24 protein-coding genes are annotated in these 22,540 nt (G+C 65.9%); 16 read left to right on the forward strand and 8 right to left on the reverse strand.

Going from position 1 to position 22,540, the window contains the following annotated elements:
* Both FJY73_07005 and FJY73_07010 read left to right on the forward strand, forming a co-directional pair.
* The coding region (locus tag FJY73_07005) for a hypothetical protein (protein ID MBM3320408.1) at positions 1–362 on the forward strand (362 nt) is incomplete at its 5' end.
* A 259-nt stretch (positions 363–621) separates the two neighbouring features.
* Positions 622–1,869, forward strand: a complete 1,248-nt coding sequence (locus FJY73_07010) for a hypothetical protein (protein MBM3320409.1) — start codon at positions 622–624, stop codon at positions 1,867–1,869.
* Between the two features lie 102 nt (positions 1,870–1,971).
* Here FJY73_07010 and FJY73_07015 read toward each other — a convergent pair whose 3' ends face one another.
* From FJY73_07015 to FJY73_07030, 4 genes are all read right to left on the reverse strand, one after another.
* Positions 1,972–2,337 carry a hypothetical protein gene (locus tag FJY73_07015; GenBank protein ID MBM3320410.1) on the reverse strand — a complete coding sequence of 122 codons (366 nt, stop codon included), beginning with the start codon at positions 2,335–2,337 and terminating at the stop codon, positions 1,972–1,974.
* Positions 2,338–2,478: 141 nt separating this feature from the next.
* Positions 2,479–3,672, reverse strand: a complete 1,194-nt coding sequence (locus FJY73_07020) for a CoA transferase (protein MBM3320411.1) — start codon at positions 3,670–3,672, stop codon at positions 2,479–2,481.
* Positions 3,673–3,678: 6 nt separating this feature from the next.
* A complete protein-coding gene (locus FJY73_07025) occupies positions 3,679–4,620 on the reverse strand; it encodes a hydroxymethylglutaryl-CoA lyase (GenBank protein ID MBM3320412.1) in 942 nt (313 codons plus the stop codon).
* 261 nt (positions 4,621–4,881) lie between these two features.
* A complete protein-coding gene (locus tag FJY73_07030) occupies positions 4,882–6,552 on the reverse strand; it encodes a DUF814 domain-containing protein (protein MBM3320413.1) in 1,671 nt (556 codons plus the stop codon).
* Between the two features lie 142 nt (positions 6,553–6,694).
* Between FJY73_07030 and FJY73_07035 the strand changes: the two genes are divergently transcribed.
* The 14 genes from FJY73_07035 (at position 6,695) to FJY73_07100 (ending at position 18,771) form a co-directional block, all read left to right on the forward strand.
* On the forward strand, positions 6,695–7,573 hold the full coding sequence (locus tag FJY73_07035) for a YicC family protein (protein ID MBM3320414.1): 879 nt from the start codon (positions 6,695–6,697) through the stop codon (positions 7,571–7,573).
* 3 nt (positions 7,574–7,576) lie between these two features.
* Complete coding sequence (gene gmk, locus FJY73_07040) at positions 7,577–8,182, forward strand: guanylate kinase (protein ID MBM3320415.1); 606 nt, start codon at positions 7,577–7,579, stop codon at positions 8,180–8,182.
* Positions 8,183–8,224: 42 nt separating this feature from the next.
* Positions 8,225–8,494: a hypothetical protein gene (locus tag FJY73_07045; protein ID MBM3320416.1), complete on the forward strand. Its 270-nt coding sequence runs from the start codon at positions 8,225–8,227 to the stop codon at positions 8,492–8,494.
* A complete protein-coding gene (gene coaBC, locus FJY73_07050) occupies positions 8,484–9,752 on the forward strand; it encodes a bifunctional phosphopantothenoylcysteine decarboxylase/phosphopantothenate--cysteine ligase CoaBC (GenBank protein ID MBM3320417.1) in 1,269 nt (422 codons plus the stop codon). Before FJY73_07045 ends, coaBC begins: the two co-directional genes overlap by 11 nt.
* Positions 9,749–10,447, forward strand: a complete 699-nt coding sequence (locus FJY73_07055; GenBank protein ID MBM3320418.1) for a uracil-DNA glycosylase — start codon at positions 9,749–9,751, stop codon at positions 10,445–10,447. The genes coaBC and FJY73_07055 overlap by 4 nt, the downstream gene beginning before the upstream one ends.
* A gap of 10 nt (positions 10,448–10,457) precedes the next feature.
* Positions 10,458–11,885, forward strand: a complete 1,428-nt coding sequence (dnaB, locus tag FJY73_07060) for a replicative DNA helicase (GenBank protein MBM3320419.1) — start codon at positions 10,458–10,460, stop codon at positions 11,883–11,885.
* 39 nt (positions 11,886–11,924) lie between these two features.
* A complete protein-coding gene (locus FJY73_07065; protein ID MBM3320420.1) occupies positions 11,925–12,677 on the forward strand; it encodes an ABC transporter permease in 753 nt (250 codons plus the stop codon).
* 4 nt (positions 12,678–12,681) lie between these two features.
* The gene (locus FJY73_07070) at positions 12,682–13,464 is read left to right on the forward strand and encodes a trypsin-like peptidase domain-containing protein (GenBank protein MBM3320421.1); all 783 of its coding nucleotides are present in this window, start codon (positions 12,682–12,684) and stop codon (positions 13,462–13,464) included.
* A complete protein-coding gene (locus FJY73_07075) occupies positions 13,461–14,225 on the forward strand; it encodes an ABC transporter ATP-binding protein (protein ID MBM3320422.1) in 765 nt (254 codons plus the stop codon). Before FJY73_07070 ends, FJY73_07075 begins: the two co-directional genes overlap by 4 nt.
* Positions 14,226–14,286: 61 nt before the next feature.
* Positions 14,287–15,183, forward strand: coding sequence for an MCE family protein (locus FJY73_07080; protein ID MBM3320423.1), 897 nt, complete (start codon positions 14,287–14,289; stop codon positions 15,181–15,183).
* A gap of 23 nt (positions 15,184–15,206) precedes the next feature.
* Positions 15,207–15,881: a 2-C-methyl-D-erythritol 4-phosphate cytidylyltransferase gene (gene ispD, locus FJY73_07085; GenBank protein MBM3320424.1), complete on the forward strand. Its 675-nt coding sequence runs from the start codon at positions 15,207–15,209 to the stop codon at positions 15,879–15,881.
* 2 nt (positions 15,882–15,883) lie between these two features.
* Positions 15,884–16,393, forward strand: a complete 510-nt coding sequence (locus tag FJY73_07090) for a 2-C-methyl-D-erythritol 2,4-cyclodiphosphate synthase (protein MBM3320425.1) — start codon at positions 15,884–15,886, stop codon at positions 16,391–16,393.
* 1,050 nt (positions 16,394–17,443) lie between these two features.
* On the forward strand, positions 17,444–18,280 hold the full coding sequence (locus FJY73_07095) for a M23 family metallopeptidase (GenBank protein ID MBM3320426.1): 837 nt from the start codon (positions 17,444–17,446) through the stop codon (positions 18,278–18,280).
* Positions 18,281–18,357: 77 nt separating this feature from the next.
* Complete coding sequence (locus FJY73_07100) at positions 18,358–18,771, forward strand: polymer-forming cytoskeletal protein (GenBank protein ID MBM3320427.1); 414 nt, start codon at positions 18,358–18,360, stop codon at positions 18,769–18,771.
* A 36-nt stretch (positions 18,772–18,807) separates the two neighbouring features.
* Here FJY73_07100 and FJY73_07105 read toward each other — a convergent pair whose 3' ends face one another.
* The 4 genes from FJY73_07105 to FJY73_07120 all read right to left on the reverse strand — a co-directional run bounded on the left by FJY73_07105 (position 18,808) and on the right by FJY73_07120 (position 22,497).
* Positions 18,808–19,299: a zf-HC2 domain-containing protein gene (locus FJY73_07105; protein ID MBM3320428.1), complete on the reverse strand. Its 492-nt coding sequence runs from the start codon at positions 19,297–19,299 to the stop codon at positions 18,808–18,810.
* Positions 19,265–19,867, reverse strand: coding sequence for a sigma-70 family RNA polymerase sigma factor (locus FJY73_07110; protein ID MBM3320429.1), 603 nt, complete (start codon positions 19,865–19,867; stop codon positions 19,265–19,267). Before FJY73_07110 ends, FJY73_07105 begins: the two co-directional genes overlap by 35 nt.
* A gap of 39 nt (positions 19,868–19,906) precedes the next feature.
* The gene (locus FJY73_07115; protein ID MBM3320430.1) at positions 19,907–21,163 is read right to left on the reverse strand and encodes a hypothetical protein; all 1,257 of its coding nucleotides are present in this window, start codon (positions 21,161–21,163) and stop codon (positions 19,907–19,909) included.
* 83 nt (positions 21,164–21,246) lie between these two features.
* Positions 21,247–22,497: a cysteine desulfurase gene (locus FJY73_07120; GenBank protein ID MBM3320431.1), complete on the reverse strand. Its 1,251-nt coding sequence runs from the start codon at positions 22,495–22,497 to the stop codon at positions 21,247–21,249.
* Positions 22,498–22,540 lie beyond the last annotated feature (43 nt).

The raw sequence follows: 22,540 nt of genomic DNA on the forward strand, positions 1-22,540 counted from the left end.
ATATCGACGATTGCATCATCATCAATGGCGGTATTCGCTTCCGAGGCTACCGGAGCGAGTCGGTCGATCTGCGTCCGTCCGGATCGGTGCGGCAGGTCACCTTCTGGCGGCCGCACGATTACGCGGTCCGCCTGCAGGTCGAGAACCCGGACGTCGTCGTCGAACGAAACCTGATCGTGGATGCCGTGAACACGGGATCGGACTTCCTCTACCTGACTGGCATCCCCTCGGAGTGGCTGCCGACCGGCGCGAGCATCGCATCGGGGCTCGGGGCGTCGGGAATCCGCGAGAACTGGAGCTTTCACGCGGACTCGGCGGCCAACGCGAATCCCCTCTCCCACTTCTCTTTTCTGTGCCCGTAGGGGTGATTCGAGCCTCAAGGCTGGCCGGGGGCCGAGCTTCCGCCCTACGACAACGTGATCGGGGTCGATCCTCTTCTCACGGATCCCGAGGGGGGGCGACTTTCGCCCGCAACCGGGATCGCCGGCCGCGGGATACGGCTGCAGGACGTTTCCCGAGACTCCGCACCGCGCACGGCGCGAGGCGGTCTTTTCATCGTATCCGGTCCCCGTCGACCGGGCCGGCCGCGGCGGTCTTCCGTTCGAGGCGCGCGCGCTCGACGTGTCCGGGCCGATCGAGACGAACACCGTCTGGAGCGCCGACATGGTGCGCGTTCAAGGAGACATCGAGGTGGCGGACGGCGTCACTCTCGCCGTTTCTCCCGGCGTGCGCGTGGAGTTCCAGGGCTACTTCTCGCTGACCGTGCGCGGACGGCTGCTGGCGCTCGGCGAGCCCGAAGCGCGCATCGAGTTCACGAGCTCCGACCCCGACTCTTTCGCCGCGGACTCCACCCTTGCCGGGGCGTGGGCCGGCATCCGCTTCCCATTTACTTCGGAAATCAACCAATGTTCCGAGTTGAAATACTGCGTGATCGAGTATGCCAAGAACGCCGGCGACTCCTTGCGCGGCGGCGCTCTGCGAGTGAACGGCTTTTCCAAGCTCCGCGTGGAGAACTCGGTTCTGCGCCGCAACGTCGCCGATTTCGGGGGCGCTTTCGCCTTCACGCACTTCGCTTCGCCCGAGATCACGGGCTGCCTCATCGTCGAGAACGTCGCCTTCATCGGGGGTTCGGCCGTCCATTGCCTCGACGCCTACCCGCGGCTCGCCGCTTGCACGATCGTGGCGAACGAGGACCGGAACTCGGAGATGTTCGATCCGGCCGCCGCGATCTACGCGCACCTCTCGAAGCCCCGAATCACCGGGAGCATCCTCCGGGAAAATCCGTCCAACTACTTCGAGCCGACGCAGATCTTGTACGGGAAGAACTGGTACACGACGTGGAGCGACATCGGCGGCGGCTGGCCGGGCGGGGGGAACATCGATGAGGATCCGCTCTTCGTCGGCGAGGCGCCGCATCCCTTTGCGCTTCAAACGATGTCGCCCTGCGTGAACGCGGGACCGCCCGACAGCGCGGGCCTCGGTCTTCCCGCGAGGGATCTGGGCGGAACTCCCCGCTTTCTCGATGGACGGATCGACATGGGCGCCTACGAAGGCGATCCGCAGGCGACCGGGGTCGGGCTCGCCGTCGGCCCATTCCGACTCGAGCCCAACCTCCCCAATCCCTTCGCCTCGGCGACGTCGATTCGCTTTCGCTTGGCGGAGAGCCGTTCCGTTCGTGTCGACGTCTGCGACGCGGCCGGACGCCGGGTCGCGCGGCTCGCGGACGGAGTTCGCGGTCCCGGTCTCCACGAGGTCGCCTGGAACGGGACGCACGATCGCGGCCGGCCCCTTCCGAGCGGCGTCTACTTCGCGCGGCTGGACGCGGGGCCGGTGAGCGGTTCGCGGAAACTGATCCTCTTGCGTCGATAACGTCGATCCGTCGGAAGCGTGCTTCTTGCGCCCCGGTCGGGAAAACACCGGTCGTGTTCCTGTCGGCCTGAGAAACCACCCGCCGGAGCGGTGATCCCCGCGCTATCCCGGCAGCCCGACCCCTTGCCAGCCGAGGAAGCCGGAAATGAGAACATTAATGCTCATGTCGACAACAGCCAATACATAAAGGACCGCCGAAATCTGGAAGACGGATCTCCGCGCCCTTCTCGTTTCGAGCACGAAGGCAAGAGCCCCGATGCCGATCGAGAGGACGAGGAGGGCGGTGTCGAGCATTGACCAGACCCGGTAGTGGAAACCGCCCGCGAGAGGAGAGGCGAGCAGGAAGAGGAACTGGATCACGAGGAATCCCTTGAGGCGGGTCATCTCCTCGGGGGAAGCCTCCTCGATAGAACCGCTTGGGGCCGCCTGTGGAAACCGGTTCTCGCTATGGTCTTCGGCGTCGTGCATGGGGTTCTCCCGCTCGGCTCTCGCACGGGCGCGGCCTCCGGACGGGAGCCGCGCGGGAACGATCCCGCGAGCCGAGTAGGGATCTCTCCCGAAGGCGAAACGCGCCGCGCCCGAAAACGTTCAAGCGAACGCTGCGGCCGACTAGATCGCTCCCTTCTCCTTGAGAGCCTTACGATCGGCCTCGCCGTATCCGAGCGAGCCGAGGATCTCCGCGGTATGCGCGGAGAGACGGGGCGGGGGCGCATCGACGCTCGCCGGCGTGCTTGAGAACTTGGCGGTGAGGTTGAAGAGCCGGATCTCGCCGATCTCGTCTTCCTTCACGCTGACGATCGACTCGCGGTGCCGGATCTGCGCGGAGTCGAGGGCGGCTCCCAGCGAAAGGATGTCTCCGGATGGAATCCCCTTCGCGTTCAGCGCCTCGACCCACTCGGCGGTTCCCTTTTCCGCGAGCCTCGCCTCAAGGAGCGGCGTGAGGAGCTTCCGGTTCGCCTTGCGCGTGTCGCGCTCCTGGAATCTGGGATCGGTCTTCAGCTCCGGAACGCCGAGGATGTCGGCGAGGTCCTCCCACTGCTTCTGCTGGTTGGCGGCGATGTTGATGTGGCCGTCCTTCGTGCGGAATGTGCCGGACGGGGCGGCGGTGAAGTTGTCGTTCCCCATCGGGACGGGGGGCTTTCCGCCGATGAGAAGATTCGCGGCGACCCATCCCATGAGAGGCATGATCGAATCGAGGAGCGCGATGTCGATGAACTGCCCCTCGCCGCTCCGCTCGCGATGGAAGAGCGCCGCCAGGATCGCGAAAGCGGCGTTCAGCCCGCCGACCGTGTCGCATACGGGGAAGCCTGAGCGGAGCGGGTGCAGGCGCTCGTCCCCATTCACGTCCATGACGCCGGAAAGCCCCTGCACGATCTGGTCGTAAGCGGGCTTGAACGCGTCCGGGCCTGTCTGTCCGAACCCGGAGATCGCGCAGTAGATCAGCTTCGGGTTCGTCTTGCGGAGCTCGCCGTAGGAGAACCCGAGCCGATCCATCACGCCGGGCCTGAAGTTCTCGACGAGCACGTCGGTCGTACGAATCAGCTTGCGGAAGACCTCCTTCGCCTCCTCGACCTTGAGGTTCAGCGTGATCGACTTCTTGTTCGCGTTCTGGGCGAGGAAGCTCGTCCCCATCAGCTTCTTGTTCAGCTCGGGCACGTTCCCAAGCTTGCGCGCGAGGTCTCCCCCGTCCGGGTTTTCGATCTTGATCACCTCGGCGCCGAGGAGCGCGAAGTGCATCGTGGCGAAGGGGCCCGCGAGCACGTTGGTCATGTCGACGACGCGGATGTTATTGAGAAGCTTCATGACGGATTATTCTCCCGCTTTCTTGAGATCGAGGAGGGATCCCGACTTCAGAATGAACCCAGGAAGTTCACGGTTGAAATACGTGCCGACCATTCGGGCGACGTCGAGGAGCTTGTCGAGCCGAATGTCGGTCCGGATGCCCATCCGCTGAAAGGAGTGGACGAGGTCCTCGCTGCTCACGTTCCCCGCCGGGAGCTTCGTGAACGGACATCCGCCGAGGCCGCCGAACGCGGACTCGAACGAGACGGCGCCGGCTCTCCACGCGGCGTAACAGTTCGCGAGGCCGAGCCCGTAGGTGTTGTGGAAGTGGCAGGCCGGCCGCGCCGCTGGGTCGAGGTCCCGGATCGCGCCGAACATCTCCTCGACTTGGATCGGGTGCGCGTGTCCCGCGGTGTCCGCGAGGCTGATCTCCCGGATTCCGGCCGCGAGATACTCCTTCACGATCCCGAGCACCTTCTCCTTCTCGACCGGACCCTCGAAGCCGCAGCCGAACGCGGATTGAACAGAAACCTGCACCTTCTTCCCCGCCTCGGCCGCCTTCTTCGCCATCGGCACGATTCGAGAGAGCGCTTCCGCGGTGCTCATGCCGGTGTTCTTTCGGCTGTGCGTTTCGCTCGCCGACACGCCCATGCAGAACATCTCGACCCCTGACGCCATCCCGCGGTCGAGCCCCTTTTCGTTGAGGACGAGGCCGGAGAGCGTGACCCGCTCCGGCTTCCTTCCGGGCGCGGTAAGGAGCGCGAAGAGCCGATCCGTGTCGGCCATCTGCGGCACCTTCTCCGGATGGACGAAGGAACCGACCTGCACGATATCCACGCCCGATTCGACGAGAGCATCGATCCAGCGAATCTTCTCCTCGGTCGGCACCGCGGTCTTCTCGACCTGCAAACCGTCGCGCAGGCCGACCTCGTGGATGAGAATCGCGTTGTTTCCCCATTCGCTTCGCATGTGATCCTTCTCCGTGCGCTCGCGGCGCGTGCGGCGTCGTTCGAGCGGCCGGTTCTCCCCGATGAACCCGCCCCCTCGGACCGCTCCTATCGATTCGTCGATCGGGGTTCCACGCCGCGGTTCGAGACGAGTGTATCCTAGAACTCGCCGGGAGTTCAACGAGCTCCGGCGCAGCGGGAGAGCGCTCGAACTCGTGTATTTATATGTGGTTATGGCGATAGCGCCGGGCGGGTGCGTGGTTCTCCTTCGCCGGGCGCTCGGCTACTCACCGGGGATCCCCGGCTCGACGAAGAGGGTCTTCTCGCGCGCGCAGGTCACCTTGCCGGGAGGCCAGCCCTTCGGCTTCCGCACGTGGCGCCTCTCGGTGTAGATCACGGGGACCTTCGCGGCGTGCTTCGCCTTCGAGTGCCGCGCGGCGATCGCTGCGGCTTCGAGAAGAGCCTCGCGGGGGACCGGCTTCTTCGGATCGTCGCGGAGAAGGACGACGTGCGATCCGGCGGCCTGCGCCGCGTGAAACCAAAGATCCCGCGGGCGCGCGATCTTGAAGGTTAAAAGATCGTTCTCCTTGTTGTCGCGCCCGACGAGAACGGTGTAGCCCCCGGCGATCGTGTATTCCCTCGGGCGGACCGGAAGGGCGCGCTCCTTCGGCTTCTTGATCTTCTCGCGCCAAGAAGCCTCGCGTCTTGCCGGGCGGAGAAGCGAGCCGACGCGCGCGCGGATGTGTTCCGCTTCCTCCTCGCTCCGGACTCCGTCGATCTCCGCGAGAATCGATTCCAGCGAGGCGATGCGGCGCTCATTCTCCGCGATCCGCCCCTCTACGATCTCCGCGCCTCTCTCCCCCTTCTTGGCGAGCCGGAAGAGACGCTCGATGTTCTCCCGCGCGCTCGCCGCCGGGTCGAGCGCGATCGTGATCGCGCCCCCTTGGTACGGATCGGGGAGGACGACCTCGGATGCGCCCTTCTCGATCTCGCCGAAGTGGATGCTGAGGATCTCCGCCTCCTTGCGATGGATCGGGGCTCGTTCCGCGTCGCGGAGCTCGGCCCGTTGCTTCTCGAGAACCCTGAGGAGACGCTTTCGCTCCCGCGCCGCGCTCGAGCGAATCTCGCGAACGGTATCCGCGAGGAGGACTTCCCCGCCGGCCATCCGCCACCAGGTCCGGGCCGCCTCGAGCGGATCCGCGAACGTCTCCGGAGAATCGTCCTCGGTTCGCGGCGCGATGGTCGATAGATGAAGTTTTCTGCCGCTCCGGTAGAGATGCGACCGATTCGACCGCTCGTGCTCGTCGACAAGATCCCTCCACGCGCGAACGAGCGCGGTCCTCCGGTTCTCAGGCGCGGCTTCGGCGAGGCGTGCGCGCGCGACCCACTCCGCCGCCCACTCGCCCGGAAGGAAGAGAACTCGATCGCGGATCGCCGCGCGCGCGCTTTCCTCGTCGCTGAGGCTTGCAGGGAGCGTCTCCGGATCGAAGCGGAGAACATCGGGACGGTCGATGCGCCCTGCCTCCGGGAGCGCGCCGCCGCTCTTCCCTTCGCTCTCGGGAAGCGCGAGGAGGACGGACGATCCATCGAGAACGCGAAGGACCGGGCGCCGCATGAGGTCGATCCGCATCGCAAGACCGCTCTCCCACTCAACGAAGAGCGTTCTGTCCACCGCGGGCGCGTACGCTCGGACGAGCGCATGCCCTTCGAGAAGCCGGGCGAGCTTCGCTGCGGCCGCGCTCTCCTCGCCCTCGGGGCTCTTCCCCTCATCGAGCCGCGCGACGCACGGGAGATCGGGGCGGAGCGAGACGAGGAGCGTCCCCGCCGGCGTTTCCATGCGGAACAGGAAGACAGGGCCGGACGGCCGCGCGGCTTGGAGCACGTACCGGAGCCTCTTCCCCGCGAGCGCCGCGGTGATCGCGGGCGCCGCCTTGTGGATGAACAGCGCGTTCATGACCGCTCCCGCCGATCGCCCCTTCGCGCTCGGGCGCGCCGCGAAAGTGCTTGCGCCATCAAGAGATAGCCCGTCCTGTCTCCCCGTTGACGGCCCGCCCCCCTTGGGATATGATCAAACCCCTTCCAAACGGGAGTTGTCCATGACCGTCTCCAGCATGACCGGCTTCGGCCGCTCGGAAACAAAAGCCTCCAGTCTCACATTCGCGGTCGAGATCCGTTCCGTCAACCACAGGTATTTCGAAGCTTCATTCCGGCTCCCGGCGGTTCTTCTCGGATCGGAGCAGAAGATCCGAGAGGTTCTCCAGAGCGCGCTCGCCCGCGGCCGCATCTCGCTCGCCGTGGACGTCGACGGCGGCGGCGAGGAGATCGAGGTCCACGTGGACGAGGCGCGCGTTCGCGCGTATCTTGCTCTGGCGCGCCGGCTGCGGGAGAAGCACGGCGTCGGCGGACCGCTCGACGTCTCGACCCTCCTTCATCTTCCCGACGTGCTGGCGGTCAAGGGACGAACGCTCCGCGAGCAGGAAGTCTGGCCGCCGGTCGAAAAAGCGATCCGGCGCGCGCTCGCCGATCTCGTGCGGATGAGGCGGCGGGAGGGCGCGATCCTCGCCGCGGATCTCCGCAAGAGGCTTCGCGCGATCGGCGCCTCGCTCGGGCGTGTCGAGAAGCGCGCTTCCGTTCGATCGGGCGCAGCGATGAAAGAGCTTCGGGGGCGCCTCGAGAAGCTCCTCGAAGGTCTTCCGGTGAACGAGGAACGGCTCGCCCACGAGGCGGCGGCCCTCGCCGACCGGCTCGACTGCACCGAAGAGGTCGTCCGCGCGCGCGCGCACGTCGATCAGTTTCTCCGGTTCCTCCGCGAGGGAGGACCGGTCGGACGGCAGCTCAACTTCCTGCTTCAGGAGCTTCATCGCGAAATCAACACGATCGGATCGAAGGCGTCGGACGCCGAGATCTCCCGCGAGATCGTCTTGCTCAAGGAGGAGGTCGAGCGCCTTCGCGAGCAGGTGCAGAACCTGGAGTAACGAATGGTTGAAACCAAAAGCTCTTTTCCGATCGTGATCGCGGGGCCGTCCGGAGCGGGAAAGACGACGCTCGCGCGCGCGGCGGCGGCGCGCGATCCGAGGCTTCGCTTCTCGATCTCGGACACGTCGCGCCCGATTCGGGAAGGCGAAGCCGACGGCCGCGACTACCGTTTCGTCGGGGAGGAGGAGTTCGAGGAGCGAATCCGCGCCGGGCGCTACGCCGAGTGGGCGAAGGTGCACGGCGATTACTACGGCACGCCCCGCTCGGAGATCGAGGAGGGGATCGCGCGGGGCGAGGATGTCGTCCTCGATATCGACGTTCAGGGATGCGAACAGGTCCGGGCGAAGTACTCCGCGGCGCTCGCGATCTTTATCGTGCCTCCTTCGCTCGCCGTTCTCGAGAAGCGGCTCCGCGAGCGGCGGACGGAGCCGGAGGAGAGGATCCGAACGCGGCTCGAGAACGCCCGAGCGGAGATCGAGAAGAAGTTCGAGTACGACTACATCGTCGTGAACGACCGGCTCGACGGGGCGATCGAGACCGTGCTCTCGATCATCCGCGCCGAGCGGTGCCGCGCGGCGAGGCTGCGGGAGACCGCCGGCGCGAGATGACGCCGTTCGCCGGCGAGGAATCTGGAAACCGAGGAGAAGAAGGTGACCGAGAAGAAGACTCCCGAGAGGGAGAACACGTACGAGCAGATCGTGGTCGCCGCGCGCGAGGCGCGGCGCCTGAACGCGATCCGCATCCGAAGGGGCATCGGGGCGGGAGACGCCAAGGTGACGTCCGAAGCGCTCGAGAGGACGCTGCGGGGAGAGGTGGAGTGGAAGGTGGCGGAGGCGAGCGAGACCCGCGAGCCGGATGCTGGCGAAGCGGCCGGATCGGTCGGAGGGACGAAGAAGGAGGATCCATCGTTTGGCGATTGAGGGGAGGAAGATCCTTGTCGGCGTGACGGGGGGCGTCGCGGCGTACAAGACGCTCGAGGTGGTCCGCCTTCTCGGCGCCTCCGGCGCGCGTTGCCAAGCGGTGCTCACCCGATCGGCCACGGAGCTGATCCGTCCGGAGAGCTTCGAGGCGCTCACGGGAAGGCGCGCCGTCTGGGATCTCTGGACGAGCGATCGCGAGGCCCGTCCCTCGGATGCCTTCGCCCCGGAGACGAAGCCGATCCACATCGACATCGCGCAGAGCGCGGATCTCTTTCTCATCGCGCCGGCCACGGCGAACATCCTCGCCAAGATGGCCGCGGGGATCGCAGACGACCTTCTCACGACTGCCTATCTCGCGGCGACTTGTCCCGTCGTCGTCGCTCCCGCGATGAACTCGTTCATGTGGGCGCACAAGACGACCGAGAGAAACCTCGCACGGCTTCGCGGGGACGGCGTGCGGATCATCGAGCCGGACGAGGGGGATCTCGCGTGCGGATACCGCGGCAAGGGACGTCTCGCGAGTCCGGAGCGGATCGTCGCCGTCGTGCGCGAGATGCTCGATCGCCCGGGCGATCTCGCCGGGCGAAGGATCCTCGTGACCGCGGGCCGCACCGAGGAGGCGATCGATCCGGTGCGCGTTCTCACGAATCGATCGAGCGGGAAGATGGGAGTTGCGCTCGCGGGCGAGTGCGCGCGCCGCGGAGCGGAGGTCGTGTTCGTCGCGGGCGCTCTTTCGGTCGCGCCCCCCGCGGGGGCCCGCGTGATCGAGGCGACCACGGCAGAGGCGATGGCCGAGGCGGTGCTTCGCGAGGGTCCGACGTGCGACGTTGTGCTCATGGCGGCCGCCGTCGGCGACTACCGGCCGAAGAAGTTCTCGGGCGAGAAGCTGAAACGCTCGGGGCCGATCCGCATCGAGCTCGAGCCGACCGAGGATATCCTCGAAACGCTCGCCGCGCGGCGCGGCTCCATTCGGGTTCTCGCCGGGTTCGCGCTCGAGACCGACTCGCCGGAAGCGCGCGGGCTCGAGAAGATGAAAAGGAAGAAGCTCGACCTTATTGTCGTAAACCGTCCCGACGTCCCGGGCGGAGGGATCGGGCGCGAGGAGACCGAGGCGATTCTTCTCGGCCGGGACGGGTACCGCGAGGAGATCCCGTTCGCCTCGAAGGACTCGGTCGCGGCGCGCATCGTGGACCGCGTCGCCGCGATGCTCAAACCCGAAGGCGAAGATCCCGTGAAAACGAAATCGAGGGGGAGATGAGCGGCTCGGTGTTCGAACTCCTCAGGCGGTACGCCGCTCAGCAGCGGGAGTTTGGGTTTCCGGATCCGATTCTTCCGCGCGTCGAGGCGCGCGCGCGCCGTGAGGCGGACGCGACCCCCTCGCGGGCGGACGGCGTCTCGGAGCTCGCCGAGGTTCGGCGCGCGATCGACGGGTGCACGCTCTGCCCGCTTCATGCGGGACGCAAGACGATCGTTTTCGGAACCGGCGATCCGAACGCGGCTCTCATGTTCATCGGCGAGGGGCCCGGAGCGGACGAGGACGCTGCCGGCGAGCCGTTCGTCGGGCCGGCCGGGAAGCTCCTCGATCGGATCTTCGAGGCCGCGGGCATCGCGCGCGGCGAGGTCTACATCGCGAATGTGGTCAAGTGCCGCCCGCCGCAGAACCGGGACCCGGAGCCCGAGGAGGTCGCCGCCTGTCTTCCGTTTCTTCGTAGGCAAATCGAGCTTGTGAACCCGAGGATCATCTGCGCGCTGGGCAAGCACGCCGCCCAGACTCTTCTCGGGAGGACCGATCCGATCGGCCGGCTGAGGGGCGCCTGGTATGATTGGGAGGGGAGGAGGCTCATCTGCACGTATCATCCTTCCGCCTGTTTGCACAACGCATCGTACAAGCGTCCGGTATGGGAGGACTTTCAGATCCTGCGGGACGCGTATCGGGCGATTCGCCCGCTGTAGGAGTCGAACCGTGCCCCCAGCGAGGAAGAGACCGCAGGCGAAGAGCGCGGAAGGAACGTTCGACCGAGTTCCGCCGCAAGCGGTGGAGGCGGAACGGGCCGTTCTCGGCGCGGTTCTTCTCGACGGCGAGGCGATGAACAAGGTTCTCGACATTCTGACGGAGAGTTCGTTCTATCGGGAGGCGCACCGGAAGATCTACGCCGCGATGGTTTCCCTTTACGAGCGAAGCGAGGCGATCGACGTCATCACGGTGGTCGACGAGATGTCTCGTCTCGGGACGCTCGAGAGCGCGGGCGGGCGGCTCTATCTCTCCTCGCTCCTCGACGAGGTGGCGACGTCGGCGAACGTGAGCTACCATGCGGGCCTCGTTCTCGAGAAGGCGCTCCTTCGCCGCATGATCCACGCGGGGACCGAGATCGTGCAGAGGGCGTACGAAGGGGTCGAGGACGTCAAGGCTCTTCTCGACCGGGCGGAGCAATCCATCTTCGACATTTCCGAATCGCAGGTCACGAGCGGTTTCCTTCCGATTCGCGCGGTGGTGAAGCCGGTCTACGACGAGGCGAAGGCGATGGCGGAGGGTGGGCGCTCGCATCTCGGCGTGCAGTCCGGCTTCCCGGATCTCGACGCGCTCCTCTCCGGTTTCCAGAAGGGGGATCTCATCATCGTGGCGAGCCGCCCCTCGATGGGGAAGACCTCTTTCTGTCTCAACATCGCCCAGAACGTCGCGCTCGATTCCAAGCTCCCGGTCGCGATCTTCAGCCTCGAGATGTCGCGCGAGAACCTCGTGCAGCGCCTCCTCTGTTCGGAAGCGCGCGTCGACAGCCACGCGCTTCGAACCGGGTACGTTCCCCAGAGGGACTGGCCGAACCTGACCACCGCCGCGAGTCTTCTTTCGACGGCGCCGATCTTCATCGACGACAGCGCGAGCCTCACGGTCTTGGAGATGCGGTCGCGCGCCAGGCGGCTCCACAAGGAAGCAAGCTTGGCGCTTCTCATCGTGGATTATCTCCAGCTGATTCGCGCGTCGGAGGCGGCGGAAAACCGCCAGCAGGAGATCTCGTTGATCTCCCGCTCTCTCAAAGCGCTCGCCAAAGAGCTGAACCTCCCGGTCGTCGCTCTCTCGCAGCTCTCGCGTGCCGTGGAAACGAGGACCGGCGCGCATCGGCCCGTTCTTTCGGACCTTCGCGAATCGGGAGCGATCGAGCAGGACGCCGACGTCGTCCTCTTCCTCTATCGGCCCGAGGTGTACGAGAAGATCCCCGAGAACGAGGGGAAGGCGGAGGTGATCATCGGGAAGCAGCGAAACGGGCCGCTCGGCACCGTCGACCTCACGTTCCTCAAGAGCTTCACGCGTTTCGAGAGCCTCTCTGCCCGCGAGGCGGTCGAAACCCCGGTCGGGGGCGGCGGCGAGGAGTACGGCGAAGCCGGGGAGGCGTAGCGCTTGGCCGGGTCGATCACCAGAGTCGGCGGCCGCGTGGTGAGCGCGGTCAGCGAGCTAGGCGACATCACCGTTCTCCTCGTACGCATCCTTCGGTCTTTTCCTCAAGTTCACAAGGTCGGAAGGCTCACTCTCGTCCAGATGATGGAGATGGGAGTCCGTTCGATGCCGCTCGTCGTGGTGACCTCGTTCTTCACGGGGACCGTCGCGGCGATCCAGGCGGCGTATCAGTTCCAAGATTGGATCCCGCTCCGCTACGTCGGGTCGGTGGTCGGGAAGTCGGTGATCATCGAGCTTGGGCCGGTGCTCACGGGTCTCGTCGTCGGCGGGCGCGTGGGGGCATCGATCGCCGCCGAGCTCGGGACGATGAAGGTGACCGAGCAGATCGACGCGCTCGAGGCGCTCGCGATCGACTCGATCCGCTATCTCGCCCTGCCGCGCTTCATCGCGGGGGTGGTCATGATCCCCGTGGTCGTCGTCTTCGCCGACATACTGGCGATCGTGGGCGGGATGCTCGCGGCGGTCTACTCGATCGGAATGTCCGCGCAGTCGTTCGCTTTCGGGCTCAAGCTGTTTTTCGTGATGGACGATGTGTGGGGCGGCCTCATCAAGTCGGTGATCTTCGGCGGGATCATCGCGCTCATGGGATGTTACTACGGTCTCCGCACCGAGGGAGGCGCCGAGGGAGTAGGGCAGGCGGCGACCCGCGCGGTCGTCTCCTCTTGTCTGCTCATCCTCATCTCCGATTATATCTTGGCCGAGCTCTTGTTCGGCTTCGTGTTCGCGAGGTAGCGGCATGGGCGGCGGCGGCGTGGAGGGACGATGGAAGATGAGGATCTTCTATCTCGCGGCGCTCGGCGCGCTCCTTCTGTGCGTTTCGTTTCTCTCTCGCGGCCGCGTCGTCGCGGTCGCCGAGCGGGCCGCCTCGTCCGTCGTTCTCGTCTGGTATCAGGATGACGCGGGGACCGCGAGCTACGGGACCGCGTTCGCCGTCGATGACAAGGGGCACTTCCTCACATGCGCGCATGTGGTGCGCGGAAGGCAGGAAGTGGCGATCGCGTTTCCCACGGTGGAAGGAGAAGCGAACGTCGCCGCCCGCGTCGTCGCCTCGGACGAGCGAATCGACGCTGCGCTCCTCAAAGCGGACGAGAAGGGGCTCCCCGCGGCGCGGTTCGGCTCGACGAAGGGACTTCGCGTCGGCGAAGAAGTGATCTTCGCGGGGTATCCGATGGGCTACACGCTGAACGCGGATCTCGAGCCGAGCGTCGGCTTCGGCCACGTGTCGGCGCTCCCGAAGTGGCGCGTGAGCGCGCGGGCCCCGCGGATCCCGATCGTGCAGATCGACGCCTCCGTGGCCCTCGGACACAGCGGGAGTCCCTTGTTCCGGACTTCGAGCGGCAAGGTGATCGGGATGCTGAAATCCCATGTCGGCGTTCCCGGGCTCGTGAAGTCGAACGACGAAGTGCTCGACTTCGTCGAGTCGATTCCCTCGGAGCTTGTCGGACGCGCCGGCATCGGGATCGCCTTGCCCGCGGACAGCCTGCGGCGCTTCCTCGAGCGTCACGGAGTGAAGACGTGAGCGGAAGAGACATCGTCATCTCGCTTCGCGGAGTGGAGAAGTCGTTCGGCGCGCAGCCCGTGCTCCGCGGCGTCGATCTCGACATCTACCGCGGGGAGTCCCTCGTCGTGATCGGCCCGAGCGGCTGCGGGAAGAGCGTGCTCTTGAAGCACCTGATCGGTCTGATTCTCCCGGACAAGGGCTCCATCCGGATCGATGGAGCGGATATCACCGATATGGACTCCTCTTCCCTTTATGACGTGCGAAAGAAGTTTGGTATGCTCTTCCAAGGCGCGGCGCTGTTCGACTCGCTCACGGTCGAGGAGAACGTCGGCCTCGGTCTCGTCGAGCACACGAAACTCGGCCCGAGGGAGATCGCGGAACGCGTCGCGGAGAGCCTCCGGAAGGTCGGCATGGAGCACGCCGCTCGGAAGAAGCCGTCCGAGCTTTCGGGCGGCATGAAGAAGAGGGTCGGGCTCGCGCGCGCCATCGCGATGGATCCGGAGATCGTTCTCTACGACGAACCGACCACGGGGCTCGATCCGATCATGGCGGACGTAATCAACCGGCTGATCCGATCGCTCCAAAAGGAACTGAACGCGACTTCGATCACGGTGACGCACGACATGACCAGCGCCTCGAAGGTGGCCGATCGCGTCGCGATGCTTCACGAAGGAAGAATCGTGTTCGAGGGGAGCGTTGAGGAGGTTCGAGCCACGGCGGACCCGGTCGTTCGGCAGTTCGTGCGCGGGGAGGCGGAAGGGCCGATCCACGTTCTGTGAGGGGCGACATTCCGGGACGTGCGCGGGATTCGGCCGCGGGCGCGCCCGGAGGGAGGACGCGATGACCTCGAAAGGACTGGAGTGGAAGGTCGGTCTGGTGGTGCTCGCCGCGACCGTTCTCTTCGTCGTCGGGGTGATCTACCTGGGCCAGATGGAGATCGGGCGCCCGGGCCCGAGAGTACGCGTCGCGTTTCCCGAGGTGGGTGGCCTCAACGTGGGAGACCCGGTCATGGTCTCCGGCCTCCGGCGAGGATCGGTTTCGAGCATCGAGCTCGGAACGCGGGAGGTCCTCGTGACGCTCAAGCTGCGGCCCGATGTCGTTCTTCACACGGACGCCTCGTTCCGAGTGGAGAACATGGGCATCATGGGAGAGAAATTCATCGCCGTCCTTCCCGGGACGAGCTCCGACACCCTCGACACGAGAAACCTCGTTCGAGGGGGCTACTCGCCGGGGATCACCGAAGCGATGGCGGAGCTCGGGATCGTGCTCGACGACGTCGGGAAGATCGTCGCTCGCGTCGAGGGGCTCTTGCAAGAGCAGGAGATCGTCGGACCGATGCGGGAGGCCGTACGCTATCTGCGGGACGTGTCCGCCGACCTTCAAGGGATGCTCGCGGAGAACCGCACGGATGTCCGAAGCTCGATCCAGAACTTCCGATCGCTCTCCGAGAATCTCGACGAGACGCTTCGGGAGAACCGGGGGAAGATCGACACGGCGGTGACACGGGCCGCGGCCGCCTCCGCTCGATTCGACGAGACGATGGAAAGACTGGATCGCACGATTCTGTCGCTCGAAGAGGTCGTGCAGCGCATGGAGAACGGCCAGGGAACGCTCGGGCAGCTTTCCCAGGACGATAAGCTATACAAGGAAATGATGGATGCCTCGCGCAATTTGAACGACTTGCTGCGCGACGTGCGCGAGAATCCCAAACGCTATCTGAAGATCACGATCTTTTGATCCGCGAAACTTCTTTACCACGAGTGATCGTCATCGTGCCCGCGGCCGGGGCGGGCCTCCGTCTCGGGGGCGCGGTTCCGAAGCCGTACCGCGCGGTCGAAGGCCGCGCGATCCTCGCGCGCACGCTCGAGGCGGTCGCCTCGGCGCCCTCGGTCGGAGGGATCGTGGCGGCGGTCGCCCCGGGAGAGACGGAGCGCGCTGCCTCGCTCGCGCCGCCGGCTCTCGCCTGGTTCCGCGCCGTGGAGGGGGGAGAGGAGCGCTTCGACTCGGTCCATCGGGGTCTTCTCGAAGTGCCGGAGGAGACCGAGATCGTCGCCGTGCACGACGGGGTCCGACCGTTCGTCACGGCGCGCGAGATCGAGGAGACTGTGGCGCTCGCGCGGACGATCGGCGCCGCGGCGACGATGAGCGCGCCGGTGGAGACCGTGAAGCGGGTGGACGGCGACGAGGTGACGGCGACGCTCGATCGCGCGAAGATTCGGCTCGCGCAAACCCCTCAGGCCTTCCGCGCGGAGCTTCTCCGCGAAGCGTACCGGCGGGCGATCGAGGAGGGATGGAAGGGGACCGACGAGTCGGCGCTCGTCGAGCGGATCGGGGCGAGGGTCGGGATCGTGCAGGCGGACCGCTGGAACATCAAGATCACCGTCGAGGAGGATCTCCTTCTCGCGGAGTGGATCGCGAGGGAGGTTCGCGGATGAGCATGCCTCGTGTCGGGATCGGCTACGATTCACATCGCTTCCGAGAAGGGCGCCCGCTCGTCCTCGGCGGGGTCGCGATTCCCCATCCGCGGGGTCTCGACGGCCATTCGGACGCGGATGTCCTCGTTCATGCCGTGATCGATGCCCTTCTCGGCGCCGCCGGCGCGGGCGATATCGGCTCTCTCTTTCCCGAGACCGACTGCGCTTTTCAGAATGCTTCGAGCATCAATCTCTTGGAGCGCGCGGCCGAAGAGGTTCGGCGCCTGGGCTATGCGGTCGGAAACATCGACGCGGTCGTCGTGGCCGAGGAGCCGCGCCTTCTCCCGCACCGGGAAGCGATGCGCCGGAACCTCGCGAAGGCTCTCGGCATCGACGAGGGATCGGTCTTCGTGAAAGGGAAGACGAACGAAGGGATGGGCGCGATCGGCGGCAAGGAAGGAATCGCCGCCTACGCGGCCGTGCTTCTCGTCGAGGCGGATTCCGACGGACGGAAAGGCAAGGCGGGGAAATGAAGAAGGCCGGAAGAGCGGTTAGGAGATTTGAGAAGGAGGAGAGAGGGCTCTGCCCCTCTCTCCCTCTACATTGCCGAATTTCCCGTAGTACTGGGATAGTGGAGGGCTCTTCCGGCCCAACGCGATCCGTATCATTTTTCTATTCTGAATACTAGTGAAAATCGACCTCCTTCGCACGTCCTTTCGAGGGTGATTTCCAAGTCCGCGACGCCGCGCTCGGCGGGGGATCTCTTCCTTCCTCTCGCGGACCTTCTCCCGATCTCAAGTTAGACCCGGTTCCCCGAAGCTTCAAGCGAATCGTCGGCGCGTTCGGAGATTGTCTTCTCGGGCACGGACGCCCGGACGCTCGCCGCGCGCGAGAGGGATGCTGCGAAGCGTTGAGGCGCGGGCGGTCGAGCCGCTCCTCACACGCGGCGCGAGGCCGCCCGGTTCCCGAAACCCGCCTCCGCGCGGCCCCTGAGACCGGGCAGGTCCACATTGTCCTCTTTTTTATACACTTCGCGATCGTGGCCACTCCGCCCCGGGCGCGGCTGTCTTTTCGAACTCTTTTATTTACAATTGGTTATGAATGGACCCGCGTTTCGCGGCGGCGCCAACGGCTTGGCACGTCTCTTGATCCTCCTATCGGGCAGCAGCCTGTCGGGAAGCAGTGAGGCTCGGCGCTTCAGCCCTCCAGCGCATGAGGAAGCGGGTACCGGGAATGTGGGAGCTCCCGGTACCCTGCTCCCGGCGGCAGAACGAGATTCCAAGACAGCCGAAAGGCTGGAAAGGGGGTCTGCCAGCGGAGAGTAGGAGAGGAAAAACGGGGGTCAGGTCAGTCCGGAATGGAAGTTTGGGGAACTCAATCGCAAACGGTAGCACCCATGTCTTGGACCAAGGACCAGCCCCCGTTCTTCTTTTTCGATCGTTCGGTCTCGCCACGCGCCTCCCGACTCAGCTTCCCTCGCCGGTCCGCAGGGTCTCTCGCTTGACGATCCGACACGCCCCGACTACTGTCGTGGCGTCGAGCGCGGATCTTTTCTTCTTCCCGCGGGCGAGTGGACGGAGACAATGCCCTCTAGGAACTACTCGATCATCGTCGCGCCGTCGGACGGAAGTCGAAGCTATCACCTCCAAGTCTCCCGGCGGGCCGTGATCGCCGCTGCTCTTCTTCTTTGTCTTGCGGGAGCCTCGTTCGTCTTTCTCGCCGCGACCCACGGCGTTCTCACCCGAAAGGTCAGCTCTTGGGAGAGCCTCGAGGCGCGCTGCAGGGATCTCGAGCGCGAGGCCGCGCGGGTGGGAGAGCTCGAGGAAGAAGTGAGTCGGCTCCGCGAGATGGACCGGAGGGTCAGGAGCCTCCTCGGGCTTCCGGAGCCTCCTGCGACGGTCTCGTCGAACGAGGAAAGCGTGGGGCGAAACGAAGAAGCCTGGACTCCCGGAGCGACGCTCGATCTTCCCGATGCCGTCGTTCCGAACGAAGAAACGCGCCTCGCGCTCGAGAAAACTCTCCGCGCGCGTCGCGGCGCGCTCGCCTGGCCGGTCAGCGGCTTCGTCACCTCCTCGTTCGGCGAGGAAAGAGGCGAGGGCGGGGTCCACGTCGGGATCGATGTCGCGGCGGCGCGAAACACTCCCGTCACGGCGCCGGTCGCGGGGAGCGTGATCGAAGCCGGATGGCATTCGATCTATGGTAATGTTGCGGTGATCGACCACGGGGGCGGTCTCGTCGCCGTGTACGGTCACAACGCTCGCCTCCTGGTGCGCAAGGGAGATCGAGTCAAGGAAGGGGACACGGTGGCCCTCGTCGGAAGCACGGGCCAATCGAGCGCCCCGCATCTCCACTTCGAGACGAGGCAGGACGGGTACGCGATCGACCCGCTCTACCTCTTGAAGAGAAAGGAACGCTCGTGAGCGCACGCCCATCGATCGACGGACAGCGGACGACACGGGAGCGATCTCGAGACGAATCGGACAACGAAGGAGCGGTCATGTTCGGAAAAGACGTCAAAGACAAGCCGGAGGAAGCCGGGCTCGCCCCGACGGAGAAAGGGTCCGGCCTGAACACCTTCCTCGGTCCGGGCACGAAGTACACCGGGAAGCTCGATGGCTCGGGGAGCGTGCAGATCGACGGGAACTTCGACGGCGAGATCGTCGTGCGCGGCACGCTGCTTGTCGGGCGCGAGGGGGTTGTGAAGGCGAAGGTGGGCGCCCATCAGGTGGTCGTGCATGGAAGGCTGGAGGGCGAGATCGACGCGGGGTCGAAGGTGGAGCTGATGGGGGGATCGACGTTCCTCGGCAGCGTGTCCTCCCCGTCATTCGTCATCCAGGAGCGGGCGCAGTTCGAGGGGACCTGCCGCATGCCGCGCAGGGAGGAGTCGTCCGTTCCCGGAAAGCCGAGGTAGAGGACGCGGCCTTTTCGGACGGCGCCGAGCGAGCCCTTACAGACTGTCCGCGGCGGGCGAGCGGGGCGTCCGGTCGGCGCGCGCTTCCTCGAAATCCAACCATCCGGCCGACGTTTCGTAGGAACCCGCGACGACGAACGCAGGCGATTCCGGTCCGATGAGGACTCGCGCGGGGCGATGCTCGCTCGTCGACGGCTCGGACGGAGGAAGCCCGCGGGCGAGGATCGCGACGAGCGCGCACGCCGCCGCGGCCGCGTACGCGGGAATCGGCCTTCTGAGATAGGAGCCGATGCCCCTCCTGCGCCTCGCGGGAAGAGAAGCCCGGATTCGCTCGCGGAGAGTCTCGAGCGCCCGCTTCTCTTCCGCGGTTTCGTCTCGGACGGCGTCCCGCAGGCGAAGGAGAGACCGCTCTTCCTCGCGGCAGGCCTCGCACGCGAGGAGATGCTCCTGGAGGAGCGCCTCCTTCTCGTCATCCGGCTCGCCGAACACCATCTCAAACAGCTCGTTCTTCGCGTCTTCGCATCGCATGGCGTGATGCCTCCTTGGGACTTCCGAGGGAATCCTGATCGAAGAGGGAATTCCGCAAGTTCCTCACCGCGTAGTGGAGTCGCGACTTGACGGTTCCCTCCGGAATGCAGAGAGTTCGGGCGATCTCGCGGATCGCCATTCCGCGGCGCACGCGGAGGAGGACGACGGCCCTCTGCTCGTCGGGAAGAGCGGCGATCCCCGCGCGCACCGCGTTCAGCGTCTCGTTTCTTTCCAGCCTCTCGTCGGCCGCCGGCTCCGGCAGATCGTTGATGTGCAATACAAGATCGTCTTCGGCGGCGCCTCGGCAGCGGGCGCGGCGAAGCTCCGTTCGCGCGAGGTTCGTCGCGATGCGGTACACCCAGGCGCGGAAGGCGCCGCGCTCCCGGTAGCGTCCGATGTTCCGATGAACGCGAAGCATCGTCTCCTGGAGAAGATCCTCGGCCGCGGCGCGTTCCCTCACCATTCCCCGCAAGTAGCCGAGAAGCGGCCCCGCGTAGCGGTCGAAGAAAGCGTCGAACGCGCGCGGATCGCCGTTCCCGATTCGTCGTGCGATTTCCTCGTCTTGCAGGGTCGGACTCCTCGTTCGACGGGCGAGCCGTCTTTCTCTTCACTCCTCGAACTTCTCGATCCAAACCGCGGGCGCCGAGGACCCCGGGTCCCATTTCTTCCATGTCTCGGCGAGCGTTCGGCCGAGCGACCGCGCGAAGCCGTTCTTCTTGTGGAACTCGCAGATGCGGAGAGCGTGCGCGATCCGTGCTCTCGCGCCCTCGAGATCGCCTTTCTCCACGAGCGCCCCCGCGAGGCGCGACTCCACGGCGGCGTAGTTCACGACGAGGTTGGCAAGTCCCGAGTAGTGCTCCCAGTCGAGGCCGAGGCTCGTGGCGCTGTCGAGCCGATAGCTTCGATCGAGGTTTTCCTTGAGCGCATCGATGTCGATCTCCGCTTCCTCTCCTTGATCGGGGAGCATCCGATAGACAAGCCCTTCCAGTGAGAGCCGGTTCGGAATCGGGAGGTTGCCGCGGTTGACGGTGACCGCGGCGTAGAGCGGGCGCTTCCATCCGTCGCGACCGAGGTTCTCGACGAGCCCCATGAGGGCGGCGCCCACTTGCGGGCCTTTCGCATCCTCATCGATGACCGGGAGCGGCACGGCGTGCGGTCCCTCGCGAAGCTCCTTGCGGTACCAGGCCGTGTTGAGGAGGCTGAGGTTCACGATCGCCGCGTCCTTTCGAAGGCCGCGCGCGGCCTGAAGCGCGAGCGGCGGGTATGTGTCGTTGTCTCCGTTCGTGAGGATGATCGCGTTCTCTTCCACCGCGACGAGCAGGTTGTACGCCATGTCGAGAAGGAACTCGGGGATGTGGCCGCCCCGAACGAGCGCCTCGAGATGCGCGGCAGCCTCGTCTCTCTTTCCTTGGAAGAGCTTCATGACCCAGAGCGAGTAATGAGGCTCGCCCGACCGCGGGTCGAGGGCGAGCGCCTTTTCAAGCTCGCGGATCGCGTCGGCGGGATCCTCCTTCGCCTCGGGACAGTACATGCACCAATTGTTCGAGCCGAGCACGAGGCGCGCGTCGGCGTAGTTCGGGTCGAGCTTGACCGCCTTCTTGGCGTAATCAAGATAGACCTCGCACGGCTCTTCGGCGTAGCGCGCCGCCTTCGCGAGCTCCGTCCACCCGACCGCGTCCTTCGGGTGCGATCCCGTGTACGCCTTCCACTGGTCGCGGAGCTCTCGATAGCGCTCGGGAGAGAGGATGCGGATTCTCTTCGAGTAGATCCTCTCCGGCGGATCGACGGCCCCCGAAATGGAAGCGGGAAGGACCGCCCCGAGAAGGACGCCGAGAAGAAGAGCCTGTATCTGCTTTCGAATCATGATGTTTCCTCCTTCGACTTCGCGGTTCATCGCGCCGCGTGTCTTCGTGGTCCGCCCTATCAACGAGCGGATTCCGCGAAGGTTCACGCGCCCTCGACGTCTTTCCACGCCGATCGAGGGAGGGCCGCCGCCTCGCGAAGGGCGGAGGCGAAGCGGGCGATCTCGTCCGTCGTGTTGTAGAGGTAGAAGGACGCGCGCGCGGTCGCGGCGATCCCCATCGACCGAAAGAGAAGCTGCGTGCAGTGATCTCCGGCGCGGACCGCGATCCCCCTTTCGTCCAGAAACCGGCCGAGGGCGGCCGGACGAATTCCTTCGATGTTGAAGGAAATCACTCCCGCTCGGTTCTCGCTCGTATCCGGGCCGTAGAGGGCGATGCGCGGGACTCCCGCGAGCGCGTCGAGGGCGGTCTCGGTGAGAACCCTCTCGTGTTCGCGGATCGCGTCCATGCCGATCTCCTCGAGGAACCCGATCGCCGCCTCGAGGCCGAGCGCGTCCGCCACGCTCGGCGTTCCCGCCTCGAGCTTCCAGGGCGCCTCGTTGAAAGACGAGCCGTCGCGGCTCATCTCCCGGACCGTGCCGCCGCCTCCGAAGAAGGGGCGCATCGCATCGAGGATATCCTTCTTCGCATAAAGGACGCCGACTCCTGTCGGCCCGAGCATCTTGTGGCCGGAGAAGACGAAGAAGTCGCATCCGATCGCGCGGACATCGACGGGGATGTGCGGGACCGACTGCGCACCGTCGATGAGGATCGGCACTCCTCGCGCGCGCGCGGCGGCTGCGAGCTCCTCGACCGGATTGACGGCGCCGGTCGAGTTCGACACATGGATGAGCGCGGCGAGCTTCGTGCGCGGCGTGAGGATCTTGTCGAGCGCGGGGCTGCGGAGCCGCCCATCGGCGCCGACTCGGAGAAACCGGAGCGCGGCGTTCTTCTCGCGAGCGAGAAGCTGCCACGGAACGAGGTTTGAGGAGTGCTCCATCTCGGAAACGACGATCTCGTCCCCCTCGCCGATCCGCTCCCACGCCCAGGAGAAGGCGGCGATGTGAATCGCGTCGGTCGCGTTTCGCGTGAAGACGATCTCGGACGGGTCGGACGCGCCGATGAATCGCGCGACAGTCTCCCGCGCGTGTTCGTAGAGACGGGTCGCCTCTCCCGTCAGCGCGTGCACCCCGCGATGCACGTTGCCGCACCCCGATCGATAGAACGAAGCGATGCGCTCGATGACCACATCCGGTTTCTGGGTCGTGGATGCGTTGTCGAGATAGACGAGCGGCGCGCCCTCGCGCTTCGCGCGAAACGCGGGGAACCGCTCGCGCACTTTATAGACTTCGAGCAACGGCCCGCTCCTTCCGTGAAATCGCTCGGTCCAAGTCTATCTT

Source organism: Candidatus Eisenbacteria bacterium, from assembly GCA_016867715.1.
Classification (GTDB): Bacteria; Orphanbacterota; Orphanbacteria; order Orphanbacterales; family Orphanbacteraceae; genus VGIW01.